11 protein-coding genes are annotated in these 16,447 nt (G+C 65.1%); 3 read left to right on the top strand and 8 right to left on the bottom strand.

Annotation, left to right across the window (positions count from 1 at the left end):
* The first annotated feature begins 185 nt into the window (after positions 1-185).
* Positions 186-842: a TerC family protein gene (locus DK368_RS04975; protein WP_114392538.1), complete on the top strand. Its 657-nt coding sequence runs from the start codon at positions 186-188 to the stop codon at positions 840-842.
* 70 nt (positions 843-912) lie between these two features.
* Here the strand turns inward: DK368_RS04975 and DK368_RS04970 are convergent, their stop codons facing one another.
* The 7 genes from DK368_RS04970 to oppB form a co-directional block, all read right to left on the bottom strand.
* Entirely contained in the window at positions 913-1,917 is a 1,005-nt protein-coding gene (locus DK368_RS04970; protein WP_114392536.1) for a TerC family protein, read from the bottom strand.
* Positions 1,918-2,079: 162 nt separating this feature from the next.
* The gene (locus tag DK368_RS04965; protein WP_114392534.1) at positions 2,080-2,466 is read right to left on the bottom strand and encodes a hypothetical protein; all 387 of its coding nucleotides are present in this window, start codon (positions 2,464-2,466) and stop codon (positions 2,080-2,082) included.
* 127 nt (positions 2,467-2,593) lie between these two features.
* Complete coding sequence (locus DK368_RS04960; protein ID WP_114392532.1) at positions 2,594-3,595, bottom strand: ABC transporter ATP-binding protein; 1,002 nt, start codon at positions 3,593-3,595, stop codon at positions 2,594-2,596.
* Position 3,596: 1 nt separating this feature from the next.
* Positions 3,597-4,658 (bottom strand): ABC transporter ATP-binding protein, encoded by a 1,062-nt coding sequence (locus tag DK368_RS04955; RefSeq protein WP_114392531.1) that lies wholly within the window; start codon positions 4,656-4,658, stop codon positions 3,597-3,599.
* A 14-nt stretch (positions 4,659-4,672) separates the two neighbouring features.
* Complete coding sequence (locus DK368_RS04950) at positions 4,673-5,587, bottom strand: ABC transporter permease subunit (protein WP_114392528.1); 915 nt, start codon at positions 5,585-5,587, stop codon at positions 4,673-4,675.
* A gap of 177 nt (positions 5,588-5,764) precedes the next feature.
* Positions 5,765-7,633 carry a M2 family metallopeptidase gene (locus DK368_RS04945; protein ID WP_114392527.1) on the bottom strand — a complete coding sequence of 623 codons (1,869 nt, stop codon included), beginning with the start codon at positions 7,631-7,633 and terminating at the stop codon, positions 5,765-5,767.
* A gap of 97 nt (positions 7,634-7,730) precedes the next feature.
* Entirely contained in the window at positions 7,731-8,654 is a 924-nt protein-coding gene (gene oppB, locus DK368_RS04940; RefSeq protein WP_114392525.1) for an oligopeptide ABC transporter permease OppB, read from the bottom strand.
* Positions 8,655-9,250: 596 nt separating this feature from the next.
* On the opposite strand from oppB, the gene acnA reads away from it, so the two are divergent.
* Positions 9,251-11,941, top strand: coding sequence for an aconitate hydratase AcnA (gene acnA / locus DK368_RS04935; RefSeq protein WP_114392523.1), 2,691 nt, complete (start codon positions 9,251-9,253; stop codon positions 11,939-11,941).
* 134 nt (positions 11,942-12,075) lie between these two features.
* Positions 12,076-13,242, top strand: a complete 1,167-nt coding sequence (locus DK368_RS04930; protein WP_193552247.1) for an NAD(P)/FAD-dependent oxidoreductase — start codon at positions 12,076-12,078, stop codon at positions 13,240-13,242.
* 76 nt (positions 13,243-13,318) lie between these two features.
* Here the strand turns inward: DK368_RS04930 and DK368_RS04925 are convergent, their stop codons facing one another.
* Positions 13,319-16,153, bottom strand: coding sequence for a TonB-dependent receptor domain-containing protein (locus DK368_RS04925; RefSeq protein ID WP_114392521.1), 2,835 nt, complete (start codon positions 16,151-16,153; stop codon positions 13,319-13,321).
* Positions 16,154-16,447: the final 294 nt, after the last annotated feature.

Genomic DNA, 16,447 nt, shown 5'->3' with positions numbered 1-16,447 from the left:
TGCTGGTCGCGCGCCATGTGGTCGTTTCCACCACTCGATAGTGGATAAGGCAATGACAGTTGCCGATCCCGCCACCCGCACCTGATTTCCCTGCAAGGCTGCCTGTCCACCGCCGGACGGTGGGCCGGCCCGGATGGGCGTGCTAGAACACAGGGGCTCATCCCGCCCGTTTGGATTCCATCGTCATGGACATGTCGTTCCTCAACGCCCTGTGGCAGGTCGTCTTCATCGACGTCGTGCTGGCGGGGGACAATGCCATCGTCGTCGGCATGGCGGCGGCGGGCGTCGCCAAGGACAAGCGGCGCACGGTCATCTTCTGGGGCATCTGCGCCGCCGTGGTGCTGCGGATCCTGTTCGCGCTGGCGGCCACCAAGCTGTTGAGCATCGTCGGGCTGATGCTGGCCGGCGGTATCCTGCTGCTCTGGGTCTGCTGGAAGCTGTGGCGGGAGATCCGTTCCCAAAGCGAGGAGGAGACCGGCGCCGAGGTGGTGGCCGAGGCCGTGGACGAGAGCGAGGACAATCCACGGGCCGAGGCGCTGCCGGCCGCCGGCAGCAAGCCGGTTGGGCAGGCCATCCGCCAGATCGTGCTGGCCGACCTGTCCATGTCGCTGGACAATGTGCTGGCTGTGGCCGGCGCCGCCACCGAGCATCCCGAGGTGCTGGTGTTGGGTCTGGCCCTGTCGGTCGCCTTCATGGGCGCCGCCGCCACGTTGATCGCGCGGCTGCTGGGCCGTTACCACTGGATCGCCTATCTGGGGCTGGCCGTCATCGCCTATGTGGCGGTGAGGATGATCATCGAAGGCGGGTTGGACGTGGCCCACGCCATGGGCGCCACGCTCTGACCCGAAAAGACAGGCGGGGGATCGCTCCCCCACCTGCCGCATCCGGCACGGCCTGCCTTAACCGTCCGCCTTATTCGGCGGTGGACACCAGATCGCCCTTCGGCTCGCGGGCCGTCTTCCACAGGGAGTAGAGGACGCCGCCCGAGAGCAGGGCAAAGGTGACGCCCAGCGAGACGGCGGGGTCCAGCTTGCCGTAGAGCTGGTTCCAGAAGATTTTGCCGCCGATGAACACCAGTACCAGGGCCAGCGCATACTTCAGGTAATGGAAGCGGTGGACCATAGCCGCCAGCGCGAAGTAGAGGGCGCGCAGGCCAAGGATGGCAAAAATATTGCTGGTATAGACGATATAGGGGTCGGTGGTGATGGCGAAGATGGCGGGTACGCTGTCCACCGCGAAGACGATGTCGGCGAACTCGACCATCAGCAGGGCCAGAAACAGGGGCGTGGCCCAGCGCACTATACGGCCCGTCTTCGGATCCGGCTTCTTCACGAAGAAGTCGTGGCCGTGCATCTCGTCGGTGACGCGCATGTGCCTCTTCAGGAAGCGCAGCACGGGATTGTCACCGATGTCCTTATCCTCACCGCCCTGCATGAACAGCATCTTCACGCCGGTGATCAGCAGGAAGGCACCGAAGATATAGAGCACCCAATCGAATTCGGTCACCAGGGCCGCCCCAAGGCCGATCATGATGCCGCGCAGCACGATGACGCCCAGGATGCCCCAGAACAGCACGCGGTGCTGGTACAGGCGGGGCACGGCGAAATAGGAGAAGATCAGCGAGATGACGAAGACGTTGTCCAGCGCCAGTGCCTTTTCCAGGGCGAAGCCTGTGAAGTACTGGATGCCGGGGTCCGGCCCCAGGCTCCACCACACCCAGCCGCCGAAAGCCGCGGCAATGGCGATGTAGAAGGCCGAGAGCCACAGGCTCTCCTTCACCTCGATGACATGGTCCTTCTTGTTGAGCACACCCAGGTCAAAGACCAGCAGTGCCACGACGATGCCCATGAAGAGCATCCACATCCAGACGGCCTTCCCCAGGAAGTCGTCGGAGAGGAACGCCAAAACGGTTTCCATTACTGTGCCCGTTTCCTGTGCCTGCGTCGGCAGATGTAGGAAAATGTCCGACATCACAGCCGACGCCTCGGCTGCCAGAGGGGCCCGGACTGCCGCAGATGTAGGGCACAGTCCGCCGGGTTCAAGATCCCCGCCGCGAAAGGTCGACAGCGGCCAGCCGGATCAGCGCAGCAGCGCCTGCGCCAGCGTCGCCAGGGCCAGGGACAGCAGGCAGCCGTCCAAGGCCCCGGGAAACAGAGCGCCAGCCGGCACCGATGCCAGATCGCCCCCATCAGCCGGCTCGGTCGCAAGGAATGGGCGCAGCGGCCCCGACTCCACCAGCCACCGGCCGAACTGCGCCGCCCCGGTGCCGAGATAGCAGAGCTTGACCAGACCCAGGGTGAAGGCGCTCCAGCCCAGGCCGCCGGTGGCGGCGGGCAGGGTCAGGACCAGCGAGGTGCCCAGGGCTAGCCCGGCCAGGGCCGGCAGCAAGACCAGGGCGGCCAGGGTCCCGGCCTCGACGCGTTCGGCAGCGGCGAAAAGACTGTGCGGAGACGGGCTGGCGGGCATGGGGCGGGAACCATCGGCTGCGGGCGGGATCGCGCCTCAGCCTGCCAAGCCAGCGGTTAATAGCCGGTCAATGCGCGGCGGCAAAAAGGGGGAAGGCCGGCCCGCGATCAGGGGCCGGCCGCGCGGATCAGACCAGCTTCTGTTCCGGCACGCCCCAATGGTGGCAGGCCACGCGATGGCCCGGCGCCTTTTCCTCCAGCACCGGCACCGTTTCGGCGCAGACCCCGGTGGCGCGGGGGCAGCGGGTGCGGAAGACGCAGCCCGAGGGCGGGTTCATCGGGCTGGGCAGGTCGCCGCCCAGTACGATGCGCTGCTTGTTCTTCTCCAGGTCCGGGTCGGGGATCGGCACGGCGGAGATCAGCGCCTGGGTGTAGGGATGCAGCGGCTGGGCATAGATGGAGTCGCGGTCGGCGATCTCCATGACCTTGCCCAGATACAGAACCATGACCCGGTGGCTGACATGGCGCACGATGGACAGATCGTGGCTGATGAACAGCAGGCTCAGTCCCAGATCCTGCTGCAATTCCATCAGCAGGTTGATGATCTGGGCCTGGATCGACACGTCCAGAGCCGACACCGGCTCGTCGCAGACCACCATCTTCGGGTTCAGGATCATGGCACGGGCGATGCCGATGCGCTGGCACTGCCCGCCGCTGAACTCGTGGGGATAGCGGTTGATCATCTGCGGCAGCAGACCGACCTTGGCCATCATGTCCCGGACCTTGGCCTTTCGCTCCGCCGTCGACAGCTTCGGGAAGAACACGGTCAGCGGCTCGCCGATGATGTCGCCCACGGTCATGCGCGGGTTCAGGCTGGCCAGCGGATCCTGGAACACGATCTGCATGTGCTGGCGCTGGGCACGCAACTGCTCGCCCGCCATGGACGACACCTCGTTGCCCAGAAACACCACCTTGCCGTCGGTCGGCTTGATCAGCTGCAGCAGGGCCCGCCCCAGGGTGGACTTGCCGCAGCCGGACTCGCCGACGATGCCCAGAGTCTCGCCTTCTTTCAGGCTGAAGGACACGCCGTCCACAGCCTTCAGCGGCGTGTATTCACCGAACAGGATGCCGCCGGTGCGGATGGGGAAATGGACCTTCAGGTCCTCGACGCGCAGAAGCTCGGCAGTCATCTCAGGCAGTCCTCGCATCACCGGTGGCGGTGTGGGGAATCACAGGCGGCAGCTCCCCGGCCGGGATCGCGGCCCGGTTCGGGTCGTCCACGGGCACGTCCAGGCTGGCCAGGTGGCAGGCCTTGAACTGGCCGGGGCCGGCCTGCTGCAGCAGGGGCAGTTCGTCGATGCAGCGTTGATGCACGAAGGTGCAGCGCTCCTGGAACGGGCAGCCGGCCGGCAGTCGCTGCAGGTTGGGCGGCTGGCCGGGGATGGCATAGAGCGTCTCCTGCCGGTCCTCGGTCAGGCGCGGCATGGAGGACAACAGGCCCCGGGTATAGGGATGCTGCGGATTGTAGAAGATCTGGCGCACATCGCCGGTTTCCATGAACCGGCCGCCATACATGACCTGCACCTTGTCGCAGAGGCCGGCCACAGTGCCGAGATCATGGGTGATCAGCACGATGGCGGCCTTGGTGGCGCGTTTGAGATCGGCCATCAGGTCCAGGATCTGGGCCTGCACCGTCACGTCCAGGGCGGTGGTCGGCTCGTCGGCGATCAGCATGTCCGGCTCGCACAGCAGGGCCATGGCAATCATGATGCGCTGGCGCATGCCGCCCGACAGCTCGTGCGGATACTGGGTCAGGCGACGGGCGGCCTCGGGAATGCGGACCAGGTTCAGCATGTCCAGGGCGCGGATGCGGGCGTCGGCCTCGCTCATGCCCTGATGCTCGATCAGCACCTCGGTCATCTGCCGCCCGATGCGCAGATGCGGCGTCAGCGAGGTCATGCTGTCCTGGAAGATCATGGCCAGCTTATTGCCACGGATCTTGTTGAGATCGCGCACCGGCATGCCGACCAGTTCGGTACCGCGGTACTTGGCCGAGCCCAACGCCCGGCCGTTCTTGGCCAGCAGCCCCATGACGGCCATGAACAGCTGGCTCTTGCCGGAACCGGACTCACCGACGATGCCGACGCATTCGGACTCGTTGACGTCGAAGGACACGCCGTTGACGGCGCTCACCTCACCATCGGGCGTGGAAAAGCGGACCTGGAGGTCGCGGACTTCAAGAACAGCGGTCATCAGCGCAGGTCCCCTTACCGGTCCTTCGGGTCCAGCGCGTCGCGCAGGCCGTCACCGATGAAGTTGAAGCAGAACAGGGTCACGGCCAGGAACACGGCCGGGAAGATCAGCATATGGGGGGCGTTCTCCATCTGCGCAGCCCCCTCGGAGATCAGCACACCCCAGCTGGTCATGGGTTCCTGCACGCCCAGGCCCAGGAAGGACAGGAAGCTTTCCACCAGGATCACCACCGGCACCATCAGGGTAACGAACACGATCACCGGCCCGATTACGTTGGGGATGATGTGGCGGCGGATGATGTTGGGGGTGGAGACACCGGAGGCGCGCGCCGCCTCGATGTATTCCTTGCGCTTCACCGACAGGGTCTGGCCACGCACGATGCGCGCCATGGTCAGCCATTCCACGCAGCCGATGGCGATGAAGACCAGCACGATGTGCCGGCCGAACACCACCACCAGGATGATGATGAAGAACATCAGCGGCATGGAGTAGAGCACGTCCACCAGCCGCATCATCAGGCTGTCGATGCGGCCGCCGAAATAGCCGGCGATGGAGCCATAGGTGACGCCGATCACCAGCGCCACCAGCGTGGTGACGATGCCGACCATCAGCGAGACGCGGGCGCCGTAGAGCGTGCGGATGAACAGGTCGCGGCCATTGGCGTCGGTGCCGAACCAGTGGCTGTTCTCCAGCATGGGCCCGACGCCGATATAGTCCCAATAGACCTCGTCATAGGCATGGGGGCTCAGCACATCGGCGAAGATGGCCATGAGGGCGATGATGCCCAGCACGATCATGCTGGCCACAGCCATCTTGTTGGCGAACAGTCGGCGCCGGGCATCCTGCCACAGCGACCGGCCCTGCACCTCCTCGGCGGCCTTCTCGATCAGCGCGGACCGTTGGGCCGCTCCGGTCATGTCCTTGACCATGGTCTCGTTCTTCCCGTCATCAATCCCGGCGCGGGGCCCCTCCCTGAAGGGGTGCGGTTCTTCTTCGTAAACCGGGTGGGCACTGGCCGAACTCCGGTCCGGCCCCCGCCCACCCTGCACTCGTGCTGTCGGGGGTCACACCATCGCGCCCCCCGACCCACCTTACACCAGCCGCCGTTACCAGCCGCAGCTCTTGCCTTCGTTCTGCTTGTCCAGCCAATCCTTCAGCGGCGCGAAATAGGCCAGCATGGCGCCGGCATCCATCTTGTCGCTGCCGGTGAAGGTCTTCAGCGCCTCCGGCCAGGGCTTGCTCGCCCCCATCTCCAGCATGGCGTTGAAGCGCTTGCCCACCTCGGTGTTGCCGGCAATGGAGCAGCGGTGCAGCGGCCCGGTATAGCCGGCCTGCTGGCAGGCGGCCTGATGGAACTGGAACTGCAGGATGCGAGCGAGGAAGTAGCGCACATAGGGCACGCTGGTGGCCACATGGTTCTTGGCGCCGGGGTCGAAATCGGCCTCGGTCCGCTCCACCGGGGCGGCCACGCCCTGGTATTTCACCCGCAGATCCCACCAGGCCTTGTTGTAATCCTCCGGCTTGGTCTTGCCGCTGAACACGTCCCAGCGCCACTTGTCGATCAGCAGGCCAAAGGGCATGAAGGCGACCTTGTCCATCGCCTGTTGCAGCAGCAGCCCGATATCGCCGTCGGTGGAGGGTTCCTTGTCCAGCAGGCCCAGCTTCACCAGATAGCCCGGCGTCACCGAGAGCGCGATGAAGTCGCCGATGGCCTCGTGGAAGCCGTCATTGGCGCCGTTGCGGAACAGCGTCGACTGGGCCTTGTAGGCGCGCTGGTAGATGTTGTGGCCCATCTCGTGATGGATGGTCTGGAAATCGTCGCCATTGACCCGCATGCACATCTTGATGCGGATGTCGTCCTTGTCGTCAATGTCCCAGGCCGAGGCGTGGCAGACCACCTCGCGGTCCTTGGGCCGCGTCAGCATCGAGCGGTCCCAGAAGGTCTGCGGCATGGAGGCGAAGCCCAGGCCGGTGAAGAAGCCTTCCGCCGACTTCGTCATCTTGATCGGATCGTAGCCGGCCTTGGTCAGCAGCGCCGTCACATCGACATTCCGGGTCGCCTGCTTGGGCGCCACGATGTCATAGATGTTGCCCCATTCCTGCGCCCACATGTTGCCCAGCAGATGCGCCGGGATGGGCTTGTCCTGGGGCACCACGTCGGTGCCGTACTTCTCGCCCAGCTTGGTGCGGGCATAGCAGTGCAAGGCGGTGTAGAGCGGCTTCACCTGCTCCCACAGCCGGTCGGTCTCCGCCTCGAATTCCTCGGGCTTCATGTCGTAACCCGAGCGCCAGAGGGCACCGGTGTCCGTCAGCCCCAGCTCCTTGGCACCGATATTGGCGATTTCCGCCTCGCGCTGGTAGAGCGGGCGCATGGGCTGCGCCACCGTATGCCAGCCCGTCCACAGCCGCCGCAGTTCCTTCTCGTCACGCGAGCTGCGGAAGATGTCGTCGATCTCGTCCAGCGTCTTGCAATCGCTGCCGTCGTCGCGGCAGACCTTGCCCGTGGCGTAAAGCTCGCCCAGCTTGGCGTCCAGCTCGGCCAGCTCCTTGTTCAGGGCGGCATCGGCCGGGGAGGGCAGCGCCGTCTCATTGCGCAGCAGCGACAGCTTGCGCGCCACATCGGCCGGCAGGTCCAGCCCGACGAACTGCTTGCTCTCCGCGGTCAGCTTGGCAACCAGGGCGCTGTAGGCGGCTCCGGCTTCCGACGACAGCTTCAGCGTATCGGGGGTGATGTAGGTGTTCATCACCCAGGCCAGCCGGCCGGAATGCTCGCGCGCCTCCGCCAATTGCGCCTCGGCCCGCTCGACGAAGCGCACGGCATCCTCGACCGTGGCACCCTTCTGCTGGGCGCTGGCAGGCGGCGGCGCGGCAGCCGCCTTGTCGGCGGAAGCGGGCTGGTCACAGGCGGCCAGCAGCAGCAGGGCACCGGCGGCGACACCGGCGCGGTGCAGACGGGTCAGGCGGGAAATCGACATGCGCGTCACGTCCTCACACTCACGGGCTCCTGAGCCCACACGAAGGGACAGCCGCGCCCGCGCCGTCCGGCCCGGGCGCGGCATGCCGGCAATCGGCTCAGTCGTAGCGGACCCGGGGGTCCAGCAGGCCGTAGACCAGATCCACCAGCAGATTCATCAGCACGATCAGGGTGCCGTAGGTGATGACAGTGCCCATCACCAGCGTGTAATCACGGTTGATGGCGCCCTGAACGAAGTAGCGGCCGATGCCGGGCAGACCGAAGATCTGCTCGATCACAACCGACCCCGTGACCAGACCGGCGATGGCCGGGCCGAGATAGGACACCACCGGCAGCAAGGCGGCGCGCAGCGTGTGGCGCCAGATGATCAGCCGTTCCGGCAGACCCTTGGCATGGGCCGTGCGCACGAAGTTGGAACGCAGCACCTCCACCATGCCGCCGCGGGTCAGGCGACTGATGATGGCGATCTGCGGCAGGGCCAGCGCCACCACCGGAAGCACCAGATTGCGCATGCCGCCGTCCCCCAGCCCGGCCACCGGCAGCAGGCCGAGATAGATGCCGAAGATCAGCGTCAGCAGCGGCGCCATCACGAAGTTCGGGATGGTGATGCCGATCATGGCGAAGCCCATGATGGAATAGTCGGTCCTGGTGTTCTGGCGCATGGCCGCCAGGATACCCAGCGTGCAGCCCACCAGGACGGCCAGCAGGATGGCCGTCAGGCCCAGGCGCATGGAGACGGGGAAGCCGGTACCGATCAGTTCGCTGACCCCGAAATCCTTGTAGGTGAAGCTGGGACCGAAATTGCCCTGCAGCGCGTTGCCCAGATAGATCACGAACTGCTGCCACACGGGCTTGTCCAGATTGTAAGCCGCCTTCAGGTTGGCCTCGATCTCCGGCGGCAGCACACGCTCGCTGTCGAAGGGGCCGCCCGGCGCGGCATGCATCAGGAAGAAGGACAGGGCGACGATCACCAGCAATGTCGGGATCGCTTCCAGCAAGCGCCGGACTGCATACGACAGCATGTCTCTGAAACCCTCCTCACGCCATCGCAGGCTATGGGACTGCCATGCGCCAAACGCATTTCGCGTGGCCGGAATGACGTTTCTGTGAAAAATCCCGGCCTGTCAACCGCACCCCGGCAAAAGAGATATAATTGCTAAAAAATCCAGAAATTGGTTTCAACCGGGCGCTTTTGTCCACCCATTACGCAATCCTCTTAGCCAAGAGGCGGGCTTTCCGCCGGAGCGGACGCAGGCCGGCACACTGGCCGTCCTTGGCTGCACCGGGGCTACCCCCGACCGGCGGCACCCTATGCGGGAGTATAGGGTGAGGGGCGCAACGGGCAGCCATCTGCGGGTGTACACTCGAACAGCGGTGCCCGGCAGGGCGCATGCCCGGCCGGACAACCGGCGTCTGGTTATCTTCCTCCACCCGCCCCGGCCCGCCAAATGGTTGGCAGGGGGTGCGACAACATTCCCTTACCGCATTTGATAAGCGCCGGAAAACGCGCTAAACCAGCCGCGCGAAATATACCAGGGCCGCGCCTGTTTCGGACGCTGGAGCCGAGACCCACGCGCGCCGCTGGAGGCAATGACGGCCCCGATGGAGGAGTCCCCCCGTGTCGACGATCACCGGTCACGACAGCCTGAAAGCCCGCCGCACCCTGACGGTCGGCGGCAAGAGCTACGATTATTTCAGCATTCCCGAGGCTGAGAAGGCCGGCCTGGGCGACCTGTCCCGCCTGCCCTACTCCATGAAGGTTCTGCTGGAGAACCTGCTGCGCTGGGAAGACGGGCGCACCGTGACCGTGGACGACGTCAAGGCCGTCGCCCAGTGGCTGGTGGACAAGAAGAGCGACCGCGAGATCGCCTACCGCCCCGCCCGCGTGCTGATGCAGGACTTCACCGGCGTGCCGGCGGTCTGCGATCTGGCCGCCATGCGCGAGGCCATGGCCAGCCTGGGCAGCGATCCGCAGAAGATCAACCCGCTGACCCCGGTCGATCTGGTCATCGACCACTCCGTCATGGTCGACGCCTTCGGCACGCCCAAGGCCTTCGACGAGAATGTGGAGCTGGAGTTCCAGCGCAATGGTGAGCGCTACGCCTTCCTGCGCTGGGGCCAGAAGGCCTTCAACAATTTCCGCGTGGTGCCGCCGGGCACCGGCATCTGCCACCAGGTGAACCTGGAATATCTGGCCCAGACCGTGTGGACCGACACGGACCAGAGCGGCAAGACCGTGGCCTATCCGGACACGCTGGTGGGCACCGACAGCCACACCACCATGGTCAACGGCATGGCCGTGCTGGGCTGGGGCGTCGGCGGCATCGAGGCCGAGGCGGCCATGCTGGGCCAGCCCATCTCCATGCTGATCCCGGAAGTCGTCGGCTTCAGGCTGACGGGCAAGCTGAAGGAAGGCGCCACCGCCACCGATCTGGTGCTGACCGTCACCCAGATGCTGCGCAAGAAGAAGGTGGTGGGCAAGTTCGTCGAGTTCTACGGCCCCGGCCTGGATGCGCTGTCGCTGGCCGATCGCGCCACCATCGCCAACATGGCCCCGGAATATGGCGCCACCTGCGGTATCTTCCCGGTCGACGCCGAGACCATCCGCTTTCTGAGCTTCACCGGCCGTGAGCCCGAGCGCGTGGCCCTGGTTGAGGCCTATGCCAAGGCCCAGGGCATGTGGCGCGATGCCGGTACGCCGGATCCGGTGTTCACCGACACGCTGGAACTGGACCTGTCCACCGTCGAGTCGTCGCTGGCCGGCCCCAAGCGCCCGCAGGACCGCGTGCAGCTGTCCAACGCGGCCACAGAGTTCGGCGAGTTCCTGACCACCGACATCGCTGGGCGGCCCGCCAGCCAGCCGGTGGCGGTGAAGGGCAGCGACTACAGCGTCGATCACGGCCACGTGGTCATCGCCGCCATCACCTCCTGCACCAACACCTCCAACCCCTCTGTGCTGGTGGCCGCCGGCCTGCTGGCCAAGAAGGCGGTGGAGAAGGGCCTGACCCGGAAGCCCTGGGTCAAGACCTCGCTGGCCCCCGGCTCCCAGGTGGTGACCGACTATCTGGAGGCCGCCGGTCTGCAGACCTATCTCGATCAGGTCGGCTTCAATCTGGTCGGCTATGGCTGCACCACCTGCATCGGCAATTCCGGCCCGCTGCCGGACCCGATCGCCGCGGCCGTGGACGAGGGCAAGCTGACCGTGGCCTCGGTGCTGTCTGGCAACCGCAACTTTGAGGGTCGCGTCAACCCGCAGGTTCGCGCCAATTATCTGGCCTCGCCACCGCTGGTGGTGGCCTATGCCCTGGCCGGCTCCATGCACATGGACCTGACCCGCGAGCCGATCGGCACCGGCAAGGACGGCCAGCCGGTCTATCTCAAGGACATTTGGCCGAGCAGCGCCGAGATCGAGGCGACCATCGCCAAGTATCTGACGCCGGAGATGTTCCGCAGCCGCTACAGCAACGTGTTCCAGGGTCCGGAGCAGTGGCGGCAGATCGAAACGGCCGAGGGCCAGACCTACAAGTGGGTCGAGGGCTCCACCTATGTGAAGCTGCCGCCGCTGTTCGAGGGCATGACCATGACCCCGGCCCCGGTGTCGGATGTCAAGGGCGCCCGCCCGCTGGCCATTCTGGGCGACAGCATCACCACCGACCACATCAGCCCGGCCGGCAATATCAAGAAGGCGGGTCCCGCCGGCGAGTATCTGCTGGGCTACCAGGTGCGCCCGGAGGACTTCAACAGCTACGGCGCCCGCCGCGGTAACCACGAAGTCATGATGCGCGGCACCTTCGCCAACATCCGCATCAAGAACGAGATGGTGCCGGGCGTTGAGGGCGGCGTGACCAAGTATGTGCCCACGGGCGAGGTCATGCCAATCTACACCGCCGCCATGAAGTACGCCGAGGACAACACGCCCTTGGTGGTGTTCGCCGGCGCCGAGTACGGCACCGGCTCGTCCCGCGACTGGGCGGCCAAGGGCACCCGCCTGCTGGGCGTGCGCGCTGTCATCGCCGAGAGCTTCGAGCGTATCCACCGCTCGAACCTGGTGGGCATGGGCGTGCTGCCCCTGCAGTACCCGGCCGGCGTGACCCGCCAGACCCTGAAGCTGGATGGCAGCGAACTGATCGACATCGAGGGCGTGGAAGCCGGCCTGAAGCCGCGCATGACGCTGAAGATGACCATCACCCGCGCCAACGGGGCCGTGGAGACGGTGGACCTGCTCTGCCGCATCGATACGCTGGACGAGGTGGACTACTATAAGCACGGCGGCATTCTGCAGTACGTGCTGCGCAGCCTGGCGGCCTGATCGGCCGTCCGCGCCTGCGGACTGAAAGCAAGGCCGGCGGGGCAACCCGCCGGCCTTTTCTTTGCCGCCCGTCTTCTCCCCGCCGAGGCCGCCGGCTAAGCTGCCCTCAAACCAGGACGAAGGGCGAGGCGGGGATGCGGACGGAAACAGGGCGGCGGCACCTGCTGCTGGGTGGCGGCGCGGCGCTGGGACTGGGATTGCTGGGCGGCTGTGCCGGAGGGCCTCCGCCGGCCGCCACGCCCGCCGGGCCGGCACTGAACCTGCTGCCGCCGCGCCTCAGCCCAGACCGTATCACCCACATCACCGTCTGTTCCCGCCCCTTCCGCGCCGCCGGGCCGCGCATCGAGCGGGAGCGCATCGGCTCGAAGGATGTCATCCACCAGTACGGCCATGGTGGCAGCGGCTGGTCGCTGTCCTGGGGCTCCGCTCAACAGGCACTGGCTCTGGTGCAGAGCACCGGGACCCGTGACGTGGCCGTCATCGGCTGCGGCGCCATCGGCTTGACCACCGCCCTGGTGTTGCAGCGGGCCGGGCTGCAGGTCAGCATCTATGCTCGCGACCTGCCGCCGGAGACGCCGTCGTCCTACGCCAGCGGTGTGTGGTCGCCGGACAGCCGCATCTGTCTGGCGCAGAATGCCACCCCCGATTTCAAGGCCCGGTGGGAGCGCATGTGCCGCGACTCCTTCCGCAGCTACCAGACGCTGCTGGGCCTGCCGGGATCACCGGTGGAATGGATCGACAGCTATTATGTGCCGGCAGACCGGCCGGAGCCACCGCCTGATCCCCGCCCGGCCTTTGCCGAGCTGCGGCGGGACCTCGTGCCCGACCTGTCGCTGCGCGGCCAGAGCTACGGCCCCGGCCAGCATCCGTTCGGCACACGGACGGTGCGGCGCAGCACCTTCATGATGTTCAACATCGGCCCCTACAGCCGGCTGCTGATAGCGGACTTCCTGGCTGGCGGCGGGCGCATCGCGGTGCAGACCTTCCACAGCCCGGCGGACTTCGCCGCCCTGCCCCAACCGACCCTGGTCAACTGCACCGGCTACGGTGCTCGCGCCCTGATGCGCGACAGCTCGGTCATCCCCGTGCGCGGGCAGCTGGCCCGGCTGGTGCCGCAGCCGGAGATCACCTACGGACTGTTCCACGACCAGGTGTCCTTCGTGCCCCGGCGCGATGGCCTTGTGGTGCAACAGGTAGGGCCGAACGACTATTACGGCTTCGACGATTCCTCCACCATCCCGGACCGGGCCGAGGCCGAACAGGCGGTGCGCACCCTGGCCGGCCTGTTCGCCGCTGTTTGATCCCTGTCGGCGCACCAAAGAAAAGGAGCCGCTGCGGCTGCAGCGGCCCCTCTCCCCAAAGGCGCTTCCGTCCAGCTTAGAAGCTGGCGCGGATGCCGGTATAGAAGAACCGGCCGGTGACGTCGTAGACGTCGGCAGCGGTCTCCGTGCCGGTGACGTTGACTGCATAGGTACCGCCGATGATCGGCGGATTGCGGTCCAGCAGGTTGTTGACGCCGACATACAGCTGATACTTCTCGGCCAGGGTATAGCTGACCTGGACGTCGTGATAGGCAATCGCCGGGATGCGGTTGTCCTTGAACTCCTTGGTGTTGTCCATGTTGGCCGCACCGATGTAGCGGACCAGCCAGCTGGCGCTCAGCGGACCCTGGTTGTAGGTGGTCCTCAGATTGGCCTTGTAGCGAGAGTACCCGACCTGGCCCGCATCGTCGATCGGCGTGGCACCGGCGAAAGCGGTCGAGGTGTTCTTATCGAGGTAGGTGCCGACCAGGTTGAAATGCAGGGTGGAGTCGTCCAGGGTCGGGCTGAAATCACCCAGTTCCAGAGTGTAGTCCACCTGCACGTCGATACCGGCGGCCTTCTGGGTCGCCACATTCATCTGACGGGCGTCCAGGCCGGTGATCAGGCCGGTGACCGGATCACGCTGCACCAGGCTGCAGAACAGGTTGTTCGCTCCCTGAGCTTGGTCCACGCACTGTTCAACCGCGGTCTGTCGATCAATGCCCTGGATGGCGTCCTTGATCTTGATGTCCCAGTAATCGACGGTGACCGCCAGACCATGGACGAAGGTCGGCGTGAACACGGCGCCGATGGTCCAGGTGTCGGCCTTTTCCGCATCCAGGTTCGGATTGCCCGAATTGAAGCCCGGAATGGAGATCAGATCTTTGTCCCCCGGCTTGAAGCCGCCGGCGGCGATGGCTTCACGAACGCCCGGAGTCGCGGCGCAGTTGGCGGCACGAGTGGCGTTCGCATTGCGGGTATCGTCGGCGCAGGGATCAGAAACCGACGAGAAGGTCTGCTGGGCCGGGTCGAACAGCTCGGAGATGTTCGGCGCGCGCACCGCGCGGGCATAAGTGGCCCGGAAGCGGACATCGTCGATCGGAGCATATTCGGCACCGCCCTTGTAGCTCCACAGGCTGCCGACCGTGCTGTAGTCGGAGTAGCGGACGGCGGCGTCCACACCGAGATACTTCACGAACTGCATATCCGCGAGCAGCGGCACATTGACTTCGCCGAAACCTTCCCAGACGCGATAGCTGCCCTTTGTATTGGCCGCCTGATTGCCTGAGGACAGGCCCGACAGGGTCAGCGGGTCGAACTCGGTAGAACTGGCTTCCTTGCGCCACTCGCCACCAAAGGCCACACCCACCGGGCCGGCCGGAAGCTCGACGACATCGCCAGTGAAGCTCAGGCTACCGACCTGCTGCTTGATGTCGGCATCATAGTTCGAGCTGGCGCGCACATAGTCCAGAGCGGCTTGGCTGACCTTGCCGGCGCCGAACAGATTGATCGGTGCACATCCCATGGCACGGGCCGCGGCATCGGCGCAGACGATCTGACCGTTGATCGTCGTTGCGTCCAGGGCCTGGGCCATGCGCTGAGTGTTGTAGACACCGGTGCTGGTCTGGGCTTCGGTCACTTTGCCATAGCTGTAGTAGGTATTGTACTTCCAGCTGGTGTCCGGAATCAGATCACCCTCGAAGCCGGTGGCGAAGCGGAAGGTCTGGCGCGTGAAATCAGACCGGCGCAGCCCCAGTTCGCTGAAACGGCGCTCGAACTGCACCGGCTCGTTGGCATCCGGAGCCAGATCCTTGATCGCCTGCGGGATGAACGGATTGGTCCGCGGAACGCTGAGATAAGGCGCCGAGGGGCCAAAGCCGACCTGGGTCTGGTCGCCGACGGTAATCGGCTCCTGCTGGCTGTCGCCCTCAGTCCGGGCATAAGTGCCTTCAAAGAACCAACGGACATTGTCCGTCAGGTCGTAATGGGCGTTGGTGGAGACCAGATAGCGTTCAGTCGGCACCTGGATCAGGCGGTCCTGGTCACGGTTGTAGCCATTGGCCGTGCGATTGAACAGGGTTCCATCCGGATTGTACAGATCGGTAGTTTCACCGGTGGTGCTACCGGGAATGTTGTAATAGAACAGGCCATCCTTGCCATAGTAGCTGTAGGCCGGGCGGGTCAGCTTGCCGGTAGCGCCACGGGTGGTGTCGACGGACGAGAAAGAGCGGTCCTTTGACTTGATCGAATCAGTCTTGTCATAACCAACATTCAGAGCGACGTTGCCACGGCCATTGGCCATGTTAGCGCCGATCAAGCTGTAGGCATGCACATTCTGGCCATCGCCTTCATCAGTGACGCCGTACTGCACCCCAGCCTTGACGCCCTCGAAATTGTCCTTCAGCACGAAGTTGACGACGCCGGCCACGGCCTCGGAGCCATACACGGCCGAAGCGCCACCGGTCACCACATCGATGCGCTCGATCAGGTCACTGGGGATGGAGTTGATATCGACGGCATTGCTGCCGCCGGTACCGCCCACATGGCGGCGGCCATTGACCAGGACCAGGGTGCGCTCGGTGCCCAGGTTGCGCAGGTTGATGAGGTTCAGGCCCGCCGCTGTGGTCGTGAAATTCGAATTGGTGGACGAAACCGAAGGCACGCCGAGCGACGGCAACTGGTTCAGATAGTCGGCTGGATTTGTGGTGCCGCGGGACAGCAACGCCTCGCTGTCGACAACCGTCACCGGGCTGGGGGCGGTCAGGTTCGGACGCGCGATGCGTGAACCGGTCACCACGATCTCTTCCAGGGCGTCCTGAGCCTGAGCGACGGCCGGCAGGGCCAGGCTGACAAGCGCGGCGCCTGCCAGAAGAAGAGCGCGGGAACCCGCGGTGCTACGCGGAGAAGTCATCGTTTCACATTCCCTTCGGTCGAAGTATCCCAATTCCTCGGCCCTGCGGACCGGTGTCCTGACGTCAGAACCGGGCGGGCTGACGGCCGCCTTCCATGGTTCTTGTGATGCAGGAGCTAAGAAATCCAAGCCGAAATCGCTTTCGTCGCAAGAAAAAATTCACGAAACCGGATATTCCTGACCGATAGTGTGGCGACAACGACATATATTTGAATGTAGTTCCGTAAATTGATCAGTTAAGATAACTTTATAATGAATGTTAGTCATATTTTGTTTTTTAATTTCTTTGGTTTG

The sequence above is a fragment of the Oleisolibacter albus genome, from assembly GCF_003336875.1.
GTDB lineage: Bacteria > Pseudomonadota > Alphaproteobacteria > Azospirillales > Azospirillaceae > Niveispirillum > Niveispirillum album.
Note: the sequence above shows the minus strand (reverse complement) of the source record. Positions and strands in the feature narration are given on the sequence as shown.